Raw genomic sequence first — 11428 nt, 5'->3', positions numbered from 1 at the left:
TGGCCTGATGAGTAGTCCGAGCGCGGTACGGACCGTGGTGTGGGGAACCGGAAATGTGGGGCGGGCGGCGATTCGCGCTGTCGACGCCCATCCTGACCTCGAACTCACCGCAGTGATTGTGCACAACCCCGACAAGGTCGGGCGAGACGCCGGCGACATCGCCGACGTCGGCCGCAGCCTTGGGGTGATGGCCACAGACGATATCGAGAAGGCCCTGGCCGGGGCCGAGTCCGTCGTCTATGCGGCGTCCGGCGACATCAGACCCGATGACGCTCTCTCCGACATCATCCGGGCGATCCGGGTCGGTGCGACGGTGGTGAGCCCGGCGCTCTATGCGCTCTACGACCCCACCTCTGCCCCCGCGGAGCTGCGCGACCCCGTACTGGCCGCCATCGACGACGGCGGTGGATCCCTCTTCGTATCGGGCGTCGACCCCGGGTGGGGCAACGACATCCTGCCGATCCTCGCGAGCGGTTTGGCGTCGACCGTGGAACAGGTCCGCTGCCAGGAGATCTTCGACTACACAACCTACGACCAGCCCGACTCGGTGCGTTATCTCATCGGGATGGGGCAACCGATGGACTACGACCCACCGATGGTGGCGCAAGGTGTTCCAACGATGGTGTGGGGTGGACAGATTCGGCTCATAGCCCGCGCCCTCGGGGTCGAGGTGGATGAGATCCGGGAAACCCTTCTTCGTCGGCCACTGGAAACCACGATCGAAACCGCGCAGATGGGCACGTTCGTCGCGGGCACCCAGGGAGCTCTACGTTTCGAGATCCAGGGCATCACCGACGGTGAACCGCTGATCGTCATCGAACACATCACCCGGATCCACCCCTCCTGCGCACCGGATTGGCCGATGCCACCCGACGGCGGGGACGGCGCACACAAGGTGATCATCGAAGGACGCCCGCGGATAGAGATCAATGTCGAGGCGACCGATGAAGGTGGCAACCGTGCCGCCGGTGGAAATGCCACGGCGGTGGGCAGATTGGTGAACTCGATCAATTGGCTCCGCGCGGCCGGCCCCGGCCTGTACGACGCACTCGACGTTCCACTCACGCCGGCTATCGGCAAACTGAAGAGGAAGACATCGACATGAGAATCGACGTACCCGACGGCAAAGACCCGATCACCTACGTGTGGGGTGAGATGGTGCCGGCGATCGGTGGGGCGGCGGCCAACTTCTCGATGAAGGTCTATTCGGATTCCACGCTGGGACTTCGGGAATTCGAGGCGGCCCGCCTCCGGATCGCCCAGATCAACGGTTGCGTATTCTGCCAGGACTGGCGGACCGAGCGGGACGGCGTGAAGGTCGAACCGACCTTCGATGAGGCGGTCGAGAATTGGCGCACCACTGACGCCTTCGACGTCCGGACCCGTCTGGCAGCCGAGTACGCCGAGCGGTACGCCGTGGACCATCACGGGCTCGACGACGAGTTCTGGTCGCGGATGACTGCCGCCTACGACCAGCGCGAAATCGTGGAGCTGAGCATGTGCCTGGGTTCGTGGCTGGCGTTTGGTCGCCTCAACCATGTTCTCGGCCTGGACACCGCCTGCGTACTGCCGAACCACTGATTTCAGCGACTGCTGCCGCACCCGATCAACGTGGCAAAAGCAATCCGCGCAAAATCTTGCCGACGCCGAAGCCTTCGGGCGATCAGACCACCCAGGGAAGCCCGACTATCGATCGGAAGTCCGAACTGGCCAGCTTGATACGCCACCGATTTTTCTGCGACAAGACGATGGCATGGAGCCTGGCCCCGCTCTCCCTGACAAGGGTCGAGGGATCCATCGGCGGATTCGAGTAGTACAGGCGTTCGTCCACTGCAACCTTCTCCTATGCGGTCAGTCATCACCGAGCGAGCAAAGCAGGGGTTGCATTGGACAAGAATCAGGCTGTGATTCGATCCATACGACGTTCCCTCTGTGATGCAGAGCACAAGTGTAACGGGAAATCGGACAACCGCAAGACCACGGCGCCCAGGACCCCTGCCTGCAACAGTTCGGCACCTACTTGATGTCGGCCATACTCTTTCCGACGTCCGCCAGTGTCATCGGCTGACCGAAGTCGGTCGTGTACTTCAGCGGCGGGACATCGCAGCGGTAGAGGCCATCGACGTCCGGTCCGAAGTCCGCGGCTTCCCAGCCCTGGGGCCGTGCCACCTCGACGTTGAAGCAGGGCGACGGTGGGACCGGCTCGGAAATGTTCTGCGGCACATGCAAACCGCCACCGGTCCAGGCTGTCTCAGACCTGGCCGCCTCATAGACGCAGGTTCGGGTCAGATCGTCGCCACACGAGGCCGCCGCCTTCGCGAAGAGCAACCACGAGGACATGGCCCTGATCGCCGGCAGCGTCAACAGCGAGTCCGGGGCGTACTTCGCCTGCAGGGCAAGCAATTCCTTGATTGCCGGGGCATCACTGTTCAACGGTGCGTTGCCGCCCAAATCCAGATAATTGTTCTGCGCCTCGGCAGACGTACCCAGCAGGCCGATGAACTCTTCGCCATAAGCACTGTTGTTGGTGTCGATCCAATCGAGCTTGTAGTCCATCGAGGTCAGCACGGCTTCGAGTTTGGCCAACTGCCGGAACTCGCCGTACCAGATCAACCCCTTCACACCCTTGCTCTTGAGAGTTTGCGCATAAGGGGTCCAGTCCGAGACACCCATCGCCGGATACAGGTCGTTGTAGACGAAACTTCCGCCTGCCGCCTCCACGGCTTCAACTGCCTGTTGGCCCATCAGTTTGGTCACCGGTGAGTCCCCGTTGATGATGCCGACCGCGTTCTTCGACTCCGGATAGGCATCGTTGATGAGCCATGATCGGAATCCGTAATAGGGGTCGTATCCCGGTGTCAGGCTCGGATCGGCACTGATCTCCAGGTCTGCACCGGCGGAGGTGACTTGAGCGACCTGGGCTGTGAATGTCGGCAACCCGCAGGTCAACCGCTCCTTGACCCCGAGACCGTCGAGTCCGGCACCGCCACCCACAAGTGCGAAGTCGGTGGCGCAGGCCTCCACCATCTGCTTGCGGACATCCATCAGTTTGGCATCGCGGATGTTCGCAACGATCTCGCGACCGTTGATGCCACCCAGATCATTGCACCAGCTGGTGAATATCTTTGCGGCGGCGACGAATTCCTCGTTCTTGGTGAAACCGACATCCGAGAAGACCCCGACCTGAATCTGATCATCGGTCACCCCCTGCGTCGGTGAGCCTTTCGCGTCACCTTCCTGGCAGACATCAGTCAGATCGCCGAAACTGCTCGAAACAGTGTCGGCGGCAGCCGTACCGCCTCCACCACCGGCTTCCTCGGTACTGCCGCCGCGGTCGCTACATCCGGCCACAAGCAGCACGGATGCCATCAGGGCAATCACCATTCGATGACTTCTCACGTTCGTTATTCCTTTCATGTACACGGTGCTCATGTCCTTCGACCACCATTGACACCGATGACCTGGCCCGTGATGTACGACGACTCGTCCTGGCAGAGAAAGACTGTCGCGTTCGCGATGTCTTCGGGACGGCCGGCGCGCTTGACCGGGGTGATCTTGGCGAAGTGTTCCAGCGAGGCGGTGAAACGTCCTTCCGCTATTGCCTTCTCCAGTAACGGCGTCACCACCATTCCTGGCGGAACCGTGTTGACGGTGATGCCGTACCTGCCCAGCTCCAGCGCCAAACTCTTTGTCAGACCGATCAACCCGGCCTTCGAGCTGACGTAGGCCGCCATCTGCGACTGTCCGCCCTGCGCGCTGGACGAGGAAATGTTGACAACCCGTCCCCACTGCGCCGCCTTCATGTCGGGTAGCGCTTCCTGAGTACAGATGAACGGTCCGCGAAGGTTGATCGCCATCACGCGATCCCAGAACTCGTCTGAGATCTCATCGAACTTTCCGAACTGTTCGATCCCGGCATTGTTGATCAAGATGAGCACCGGGCCGAAGTCGAATCTCACTTGTTCCATTGCGGATCGGACCTTGCCGCGATCAGACACGTCGACGACGTATCCGTTGACCGTGGCCCCCGTTTCTCGCAGACGTTTGACCTCGAGTTCGAGCTGTTCGGCTTGGACGTCGAAGATGGCGACCTGCGTGCCGCGGGCGATCAGGCCCTCGGCAATGGCAAGGCCGAGACCCGACGCACCGCCGGTCACAACTGCGGTGGTTCCCTCAAAGGGCATGATCTGTAGTCCTTTCAAACACTGAATCGGATGAGCATTTTCTATTCCGCCCCAGCGGTGGACGGTCCCGGTCGAATTGCCTGTTCCGGGCAATGACTCTGGGCCTGACCCGCCAGTTCGGCGAGTTCGTCGGGAATCCGATCCATCACCACCTCCGCATAGCCGTCGTCGGTGAAGGCAAAGACCTCGGGGCAGGTGGCAACACATGCACCGTGGCCGGCGCACCGATCGGAGTCGACGTGCAGGATCACGAACCGTGACCGGCCGGACTGAACCCGATGTGCAAGCGGGTCAGGCCACGCAGAACGAACGTCGGAAGGTAGCTGTACCGGCGATCCGCGGGGGGACCGTGATGCTCCTCGTCGATCCAGATGTCAGCAGTCCGGTCGAGTAGGCGCTCCAAACTCACCACGGCCTCGGCCCGGGCCAAAGGTGCGCCCGGACAACTGTGGATTCCGCGGCCGAAGGCAACGTGGCTCCGCGCGTTCGACCGATCAACGTCGAATACGTCGGGTTCGGGGAACTTTCGGGGATCCCGGTTCAACGCCGCGTTGATCAGCATCAGGGTGGTCCCGGCAGGCAGATCGACTCCGCCGACGTTCACCGGGACCTTCGACAACCGGAAATCGCCACGCACCGGACTCTCGTAGCGCAGCGCCTCCTCGATGAATGCCGGGAGCAGGCTGCGGTCGGCCCGCAACCTGGCTTGGAGCTCGGCGTCCTCGGCGATCATCTTCACGGCCGAACTGAGCAGACGTACCGTCGTTTCCTGGCCTGCGGCAAAGAGATTCGCCGCCACGGCCACCGCATCGGACACCTCTGGAACACTCCCGTCCGGGAATGTTGCCGAGGCGACACCGGTCAGAACGTCGCCGCGCGGAGCACTTCGACGGTCCTCGATGTACTCGGTGAACTTCTCGTAGAGATACCCCAGCGGGGAATGCTCCATCGCGTCACCGGTGCTGCTCCCGATGGTCGTTCCACTGAGCAGTGCGTCGCGGAACTCGTCGTGCGAGGCCTCCGGAACGCCCAGGAGATCGGCAATGACAAGCATCGCGAACGGTGTGGCAAATCCGCCGTTGAATTCACAGCGGCCATCGACGAGCACCTCATCGAGCTGGCGATCCGCCAGTCTCCACATGAACTCCTCGTTCTCCTTCAACCGCTTTGGTGTGATCATCCGCAAAAGCAGCGCCCGGTGGGCGGTGTGAACAGGCGGATCCATCGTGGGCAGTTGATCATTCATGATCAGCTGGTGGCGATGCTTCTCGATCAGTTCCGAAATATCATCGCCCTCAAGGGGTACCGGGAAGCCGGGGAAAGGTCCGGCGACCGAGATGCACGACGAGAAGCGTGCGGGGTCGTTGTAGATCTCCAGGGCCTCTTCGTAGCCGGTGATCATCACCACGTCATGGTGGCTCGCTCGCCGTACCGGACATTCACTGCGGACAGCCGCGAGATAGTCGTACGGATCCGACAGCAGTTCGTTGTCGATGAAGAAGTCGACCTCATCGAGGTTCTCGGGTGCACTCACTCTGAAATCGTCACCCCCTCATAGCTACCGAACATGTCGCCCTCTGGCAGCGCCATCTGCAGATACACGTCGATATGTGTGACCTTTCCCGAGTCGTCGAATTCGTACACCGACACGGAGTTGACCACGCTCTTGAACTCCCCGATCGTGCTGCGCTCCTCGAGCTCCAGGAATACGGTGCTCCCGCTCTCGGTGACCCGCTTGAATGAGCAGTCCCAGTCGGCATTTCCGGCCCAGGCGGTCAGAAAGTTCACATAGTCGGTCCAGTTCATGACCTCTTTGAAGTTGCCCACACGCTCGAAGACGTCAACCGCGATCAGGTCAGCAAGGGGAGCCCAACTATCGACCGAAAACCCGGGCTCCTTAGCTGCTCCTGCCACGATCCCCTTTGTGACGAGACCGTATTCCAAAGCCTTGCGCGATAGCCCGGTGTAGTTGTCGATAACATCATTGACGTCCTTCAAAGACACTGGCATTTCTTCTCCAATTCGAGGCATTTCAAAATTCACAGACCGGCGATGTGTTTGTTCAGAACAGAGTGGAAGTGGGATACGACGATTTCCTCTCTGACCAAGGACATGTACTTGAGCCCTTTGTTCCTCAATCCGCGCTGCTGCCTGGGCATCTGCTCGTAGTCCTGCTGCAGCGCAAGGAAGTACTTGTAACTGCCGGGTTCATCGACCTCGACCAGCTCTGCCTTGTACACATCTCGCAACTCCTCCGGCAGCCACATGAAACTGGCCACGTGCCAGATGCACCTGTTGGGATCGCCGTCGGGATCAGGGACCGCCATGACCACATGCGCCTCACCTGCCCGAATTGTCATGAAGAAGTTCGGGAACAGCACCCAGCCGTGGTTGTCACTCATCTGTGCGTCGGTGAGCCCACTGACATCGAGCCCCATGCCGGTGAAGGTGTCGCGGGTGGCCTGCTGCAAGATCGTCCGGCCGGTCACCCCTTCCGGGAAGCTGACTTTCCCATCCGCATCCTGGTAGGCGCTGACCAGCTCATCAAAGCGCGGCAATACCGCCGCGGTTCCCGGGAAGGTTTCCGGGAGGGCCTTGATTCCCATGATCTCGTCATCCGCAGAGATCGAGTTGGCAACATCAAACGGCGCGCAGGCCACGCTGTGGTTCTCGAAGAACCGGTACCGACTCGTTTTTGGGTCCAGCGCAATGACATTCAGCAGTTCGGGATGGATACCTGAGATGTGGTAGCCCTCCTCGAAGGCGTCCATGACAACTTTCCAGTTGCAATTGATCCGCTCTCGCACGTTCATGACCGTGGTCATCTCTTCGAGTGCGTACGGCTCCAGCAGCTTGGAAACCTCCGCGCCGAGATAGTCCGACAGCGGCGCAGCGTCGGGGTCAGGATTGAGAAAGATGAAGCCGCCGAAGGTATCCACCGGCACCGAGACCAGCGACAGGTCATCCTTGTCGATGTCACCCTGCGCATTCTCGCGAAGCATGCCGCGCAGTTTGCCTTCCAGGTCGTAAGACCACAGGTGGTACTGACAGAGGAATCCACGCTTGGCGTTTCCGGTGCCTTGGCACAACACATTTCCACGATGCCGGCATGCGTTCACGAATCCGCGAATCTGGTCGTCCTTGCCGCGCACGATGATGTAGGTCTGGTCAAGGACCTTGTATTCCTTCCAGTCGCCGACATTGGGCAATTCGCTTACGCGACCGGCGAATTGCCAGACCTTCATCCAGATCTTGTCGCGCTCCTGCTCCTGGAACTCAGGAGAGGTGTACTCGGAGTTCGGAATCTCGGTGGGAAATCCATGGGACTCGTACTCGGCAAGCCCGCGGGCCTCGTCGACCCATTCTCCGGTCCTCGCTGTTTCCATTTGTTCAGCTCTCTTCGTCGGTGGTGGCAGCCGAGCGGTCCGAGCGACATCGATACGCGAGTGCGGTCATCGCGCGCCACCAGTTGGCCGGTGCGCACTCTGTGAACCTTCGTGGCGAGATGTCGATCTGAACGTGGGCTGACGTGTTGTGGCCGGGATCAGGGGTGACTGTGATCCACAGCACTATTGTACAAAGTTGTACATAAAGCGCAAGAGTGTTCTTGAGTGAGTGTTTCCGCAGGTGAGAAAGCACTTATCCAAGAAGAAGACCACCCGCGGTGGAACCGCGGGTGGTCTGGACTTCGGGTCGGGCCGACAGCGGCCCAGGGCATCTATCCGCCGTTGGGCGGCACGATGCTGGAGACGACCAGCTGCAAAAAGGGGCGGTAGAGGTCTTCGTCGTCGACGCTGCTGTTGAGTGTCACTGCATCATTGGTCGCGATGATCACATGAGCCAACGTTTCAGCCGGAATGGTCAGGGTGGCGCCGATCCGCGTGACATCCCTGGTGATGTATTCGCCCAAGGACCGGATCGCTTCGAGCCGCTGGGCCGCAACGCGCTCGCGGGCATCGGGATTGCGCAGCAAGAACAGAGTGAACTCGTATCCAAGCGCGGCCCGATCCGGACCGTCTTGACTCAGGCTCAGCTCGCGCCAACGGTCCGCGAGGACATCGAGATTGAGATCATCCAACCGGTGCAGGGAAGCGATCAGGTCGGTGAAGCCATCCAGGAACCGCTCGCGACTACGCTGGATGACGGCGAGAAAAAGCTCGGACTTGGTACCGAAGTGTGAATAGATCGCACTCCTGGTGTACCCCGCGGCTTCCGCGATGTCCTCCAGCGGCGTGGAGCCAAAACCCTTGCGCGCAAACAGCTCTTCGGCCGCATCCAACAAAAGACCACGAGTGTGTTCGAGACGTCGCTCGCGTGTCCAACGTTCGACCATTCGCCCATCCTCGCATACGAACAGGTGACCGATCGGAACCCGCCACACGCCACCCCTTGACACGTCACAATGTGACCCGCATCATAGGCAGTCGATTGATCAATCGATCAAATCGTGTTGCCTCCCCTCTCCGACCCACGCCAGTCGCGGGTCGATCGACAACGCAAAGGCGTTCAATGGCAAAGAAATTGGTGATCGGGGCCAGCGGCTTCGTTGGCTCGAACGTGACCAGGAAACTGGTCGAACGTGGCGAGGACGTCCGGGTGATGCTTCGCAAGACCAGTTCCGTGAAGGGCATCGAGGACCTGGACGTCGAGCGATGCTATGGCGATGTCTGGGACGTCGAGGCCCTGCGCACCGCGATGGCCGGGTGCGACGTCGTCTTCTATTGCGTTGTTGATGCGCGGGCGTGGCTGAGAGATCCGGCGCCGCTGTTTCGCACCAACGTCGACGGATTGCGCAATGTTCTCGATGTCGCGGTCGACGCCGACCTCGAGAAGTTCGTCTTCATGAGCACCATCGCGACACTCGCGGTACGCACCGACGGCATACCGGTCACCGAAGACGATCCGTTCAATTGGTATGACGAAGGCGGCGCGTACACACAGTGTCGGGTCGACGCAGAGAACCTGGTGCTGAGCTATGCCTCGGACAAGGGACTACCTGCGGTTGCGCTCTGCATCTCCACCCCGTACGGCCCTCTCGACTGGCAGCCGACCCCGCACGGCGGCATGTTGGCAAGGATCTCAGCCGGCAAGGCACCGTTCTACTTCCGCGGTCTGCGGCACGAGGTCGTCGCGATCGACGACGCCGCCGAAGCCATGGTGCTGGCGATGCACCATGGCCGTAATGGGCAGCGCTACATCATCTCTGACACATACATGACCTCGCGCGAACTGCACACCCTGGCAACAGCGGCCGGCGGGAAACGGGCCCCGTGGCTCGGATTGCCACTGCCTGTGGTCTTGGCAAGTGCGTCAGCCCTCCAGGTGATCGGAAAACTGATCCGGCGAGACATCATTTTCGTCAGACGGGCGTTCAACATGTGGGACTACATGTGCGCACTGGACCACAGTAAGGCCGAACGCGAACTCGGCTGGAAGACCACGCCATTCGAGGATTCGGTACGTAAGGCCGTCACCTTCTACCGCGCAAACAACATCGGCTGATCCCGCCCCGAACGCACTGAAAACCAAGAAATCCCCCCACCTGAAAGATGGGGGGATTTCTATGGCGGTGGCGGAGGGATTTGAACCCTCGGTACGGGGTCACCGTACACAGCATTTCGAGTGCTGCACCTTCGGCCGCTCGGACACGCCACCGCGGAAGACATTACCGCAGCGGTGGCCTAGGACTGCAATCGGCTGGTCAGGGCCGGTTTTTGCAGTCTGCGCCGACTTCTAGTGGCCGGTGAGCTTGTTCTTGAGGTCGTCTGCCTTGTGCTTGACCGCGTCGGCAGCATCGGTGACCTTCTGCTTGGCGCTCGCGCTGGCCTGGTCGCCTTTGCCTTCGGCCTTCAGCTCGTCATCGCCGGACAGGCTCCCTGCGGCCTCTTTGCCGCGGCCCTTGAGATCTTCTGCCTTGTTTTTTGCATCGTCGCTAACACCCATGACAATCCTCCCTCTGAAGTTCGATCAGATGGCCGTGTTCTTCGGCATGCAAGTCGCATACCCAGCCGAGGGGTACCCGTAAACACCCGGGTACCAAATTCCAACGTGCCACCTTCGGGTTGATCTGGCCACCGTCCGGCCGTCACAGCAGGCCGCGAATGTGATCTGACCAACCGACCACGCCGGTTCGACGCCCGTTTCAGGTAGATCGCGAGCCGGAAGCAGTTCAGGAAGGTCTGTGGGCGGCGAAGAAATCGCGCAGCACTTCGGCGCACCTGTCCTCCAGGACACCGCCACGCACTTGTGGCCGGTGGGTGTTGCGACGGTCGCGGACGACGTCCCACAGCGATCCCACAGCGCCCGTCTTGGGCTCCCAGGCACCGAACACCAGCCGCTCCAACCGAGCCAGCGTGATCGCGCCCGCGCACATCGTGCACGGCTCGAGAGTGACGGCGATGGTGCATCCGGTCAGCCGCCAGCCATCGCCCAGCACAGCGACAGCCGCACGGATGGCAAGGACTTCGGCATGCGCCGTCGGATCAGAGGTGGCTTCACGTGCATTCGCCGCGGAGGCGATCACACGCCCCTCGGAGTCAAAGATCACCGCACCCACCGGGACATCCCGCGGATCGGCCTGTGCGGCTGCGGCGAGCGCGGCCTCGATCAACTGCTCATCGGTGCTCATGCTCGCCCCAGGGGTCTAATGACCCAGATGCTCAAGGGTTTTCGCCAGCTCGTCGGCAAAGCCCAACCGCGCTGCGATCATCCCGATCTGCTCATCGGCATAAAGGTCGGTGTCGCCGACGATCACACTCATCACCGAGTCGGGTAGTCCGAGGTCCGAGAGGATCGCGAGATCACCCTCTTCCCACGGCTCGATGTCGGCGAGTTCGTCGGGATCGATGTCCGGGATGTCGACGTTGAGGACTTCGAGCACATCGGCGGCGATGTCGTAGTCGATGGCCGCGGTGGCGTCAGAGATGAACAGCTTGGTTCCCGACGGCGACGGACGCACAACGATGAAGAACTCGTCGTCGACATCGAGCAGGCCGAACACCGCGCCCGCACTACGCAGGCCACGCAGGAGGTTTTCGGTCTCCGTCAGTTCACCGAGGGAGTCACTGTCCAATGCGGTGAGGGTCCACTTGCCGTCCTCTCGGACGACCGCAATGGCAAACCCATCTACTTCATCCGCGCGCGCACCAGCCATAGCGGTCACGGTAGCGGGCGGCGCGGGTAAACCCAACTCCCTTGACCAGCGCCACCCGGCATTGCCGGAAGCCGCAATATGCGAATCTGAA

Annotated in this window: 13 protein-coding genes and 1 tRNA gene; 3 read left to right on the top strand and 11 right to left on the bottom strand. The window is 61.2% G+C overall.

Annotation, left to right across the window (positions count from 1 at the left end; all coding sequences use genetic code 11):
• The first annotated feature begins 7 nt into the window (after positions 1–7).
• Positions 8–1105: an NAD(P)H-dependent amine dehydrogenase family protein gene (locus AC1TQG_RS11145; protein ID WP_482136967.1), complete on the top strand. Its 1098-nt coding sequence runs from the start codon at positions 8–10 to the stop codon at positions 1103–1105.
• Complete coding sequence (locus tag AC1TQG_RS11140; RefSeq protein WP_482136966.1) at positions 1102–1581, top strand: carboxymuconolactone decarboxylase family protein; 480 nt, start codon at positions 1102–1104, stop codon at positions 1579–1581. The genes AC1TQG_RS11145 and AC1TQG_RS11140 overlap by 4 nt, the downstream gene beginning before the upstream one ends.
• 435 nt (positions 1582–2016) lie before the next feature.
• On the opposite strand, the gene AC1TQG_RS11135 is transcribed toward AC1TQG_RS11140, so the two are convergent.
• The 7 genes from AC1TQG_RS11135 to AC1TQG_RS11105 form a co-directional block, all read right to left on the bottom strand.
• On the bottom strand, positions 2017–3384 hold the full coding sequence (locus tag AC1TQG_RS11135) for an ABC transporter substrate-binding protein (protein WP_482137327.1): 1368 nt from the start codon (positions 3382–3384) through the stop codon (positions 2017–2019).
• 44 nt (positions 3385–3428) lie between these two features.
• Positions 3429–4184 (bottom strand): SDR family NAD(P)-dependent oxidoreductase, encoded by a 756-nt coding sequence (locus AC1TQG_RS11130; RefSeq protein WP_482136965.1) that lies wholly within the window; start codon positions 4182–4184, stop codon positions 3429–3431.
• A 41-nt stretch (positions 4185–4225) separates the two neighbouring features.
• A complete protein-coding gene (locus tag AC1TQG_RS11125; RefSeq protein ID WP_482136964.1) occupies positions 4226–4435 on the bottom strand; it encodes a ferredoxin in 210 nt (69 codons plus the stop codon).
• Positions 4432–5718 carry a cytochrome P450 gene (locus tag AC1TQG_RS11120; RefSeq protein ID WP_482136963.1) on the bottom strand — a complete coding sequence of 429 codons (1287 nt, stop codon included), beginning with the start codon at positions 5716–5718 and terminating at the stop codon, positions 4432–4434. The genes AC1TQG_RS11125 and AC1TQG_RS11120 overlap by 4 nt, the downstream gene beginning before the upstream one ends.
• Positions 5715–6194: a hypothetical protein gene (locus tag AC1TQG_RS11115; RefSeq protein ID WP_482136962.1), complete on the bottom strand. Its 480-nt coding sequence runs from the start codon at positions 6192–6194 to the stop codon at positions 5715–5717. Before AC1TQG_RS11115 ends, AC1TQG_RS11120 begins: the two co-directional genes overlap by 4 nt.
• Positions 6195–6223: 29 nt before the next feature.
• Positions 6224–7570: an aromatic ring-hydroxylating oxygenase subunit alpha gene (locus AC1TQG_RS11110; protein ID WP_482136961.1), complete on the bottom strand. Its 1347-nt coding sequence runs from the start codon at positions 7568–7570 to the stop codon at positions 6224–6226.
• Between the two features lie 332 nt (positions 7571–7902).
• Entirely contained in the window at positions 7903–8517 is a 615-nt protein-coding gene (locus AC1TQG_RS11105) for a TetR/AcrR family transcriptional regulator (protein WP_482136960.1), read from the bottom strand.
• 176 nt (positions 8518–8693) lie between these two features.
• On the opposite strand from AC1TQG_RS11105, the gene AC1TQG_RS11100 reads away from it, so the two are divergent.
• Positions 8694–9686, top strand: a complete 993-nt coding sequence (locus tag AC1TQG_RS11100; protein ID WP_482136959.1) for an NAD-dependent epimerase/dehydratase family protein — start codon at positions 8694–8696, stop codon at positions 9684–9686.
• 62 nt (positions 9687–9748) lie between these two features.
• Here AC1TQG_RS11100 and AC1TQG_RS11095 read toward each other — a convergent pair.
• From AC1TQG_RS11095 to AC1TQG_RS11080, 4 genes are all read right to left on the bottom strand, one after another.
• Positions 9749–9839, bottom strand: a tRNA-Ser gene (locus tag AC1TQG_RS11095).
• Positions 9840–9917: 78 nt separating this feature from the next.
• Positions 9918–10127: a CsbD family protein gene (locus AC1TQG_RS11090; RefSeq protein ID WP_482136958.1), complete on the bottom strand. Its 210-nt coding sequence runs from the start codon at positions 10125–10127 to the stop codon at positions 9918–9920.
• Between the two features lie 226 nt (positions 10128–10353).
• Positions 10354–10812, bottom strand: a complete 459-nt coding sequence (locus AC1TQG_RS11085) for a nucleoside deaminase (protein WP_482136957.1) — start codon at positions 10810–10812, stop codon at positions 10354–10356.
• Between the two features lie 15 nt (positions 10813–10827).
• Entirely contained in the window at positions 10828–11337 is a 510-nt protein-coding gene (locus AC1TQG_RS11080) for a tRNA adenosine deaminase-associated protein (RefSeq protein ID WP_482136956.1), read from the bottom strand.
• Positions 11338–11428: the final 91 nt, after the last annotated feature.

The organism is Williamsia sp. Y844 (genome assembly GCF_056786475.1).
This window is presented reverse-complemented; position numbering and strand designations above follow the sequence as displayed.

Excerpts from the sequence above, each read along its gene's own strand:
- AC1TQG_RS11145 (WP_482136967.1), top strand. The coding sequence starts at position 8 with ATGAGTAGTCCGAGCGCGGTACGGACCGTGGTGTGGGGAACCGGAAAT.
- AC1TQG_RS11140 (WP_482136966.1), top strand. The coding sequence starts at position 1,102 with ATGAGAATCGACGTACCCGACGGCAAAGACCCGATCACCTACGTGTGG.
- AC1TQG_RS11135 (WP_482137327.1), bottom strand. The coding sequence starts at position 3,384 with ATGGTGATTGCCCTGATGGCATCCGTGCTGCTTGTGGCCGGATGTAGC.
- AC1TQG_RS11130 (WP_482136965.1), bottom strand. The coding sequence starts at position 4,184 with ATGCCCTTTGAGGGAACCACCGCAGTTGTGACCGGCGGTGCGTCGGGT.
- AC1TQG_RS11115 (WP_482136962.1), bottom strand. The coding sequence starts at position 6,194 with ATGCCAGTGTCTTTGAAGGACGTCAATGATGTTATCGACAACTACACC.
- AC1TQG_RS11110 (WP_482136961.1), bottom strand. The coding sequence starts at position 7,570 with ATGGAAACAGCGAGGACCGGAGAATGGGTCGACGAGGCCCGCGGGCTT.
- AC1TQG_RS11105 (WP_482136960.1), bottom strand. The coding sequence starts at position 8,517 with ATGGTCGAACGTTGGACACGCGAGCGACGTCTCGAACACACTCGTGGT.
- AC1TQG_RS11100 (WP_482136959.1), top strand. The coding sequence starts at position 8,694 with ATGGCAAAGAAATTGGTGATCGGGGCCAGCGGCTTCGTTGGCTCGAAC.
- AC1TQG_RS11090 (WP_482136958.1), bottom strand. The coding sequence starts at position 10,127 with ATGGGTGTTAGCGACGATGCAAAAAACAAGGCAGAAGATCTCAAGGGC.
- AC1TQG_RS11085 (WP_482136957.1), bottom strand. The coding sequence starts at position 10,812 with ATGAGCACCGATGAGCAGTTGATCGAGGCCGCGCTCGCCGCAGCCGCA.
- AC1TQG_RS11080 (WP_482136956.1), bottom strand. The coding sequence starts at position 11,337 with ATGGCTGGTGCGCGCGCGGATGAAGTAGATGGGTTTGCCATTGCGGTC.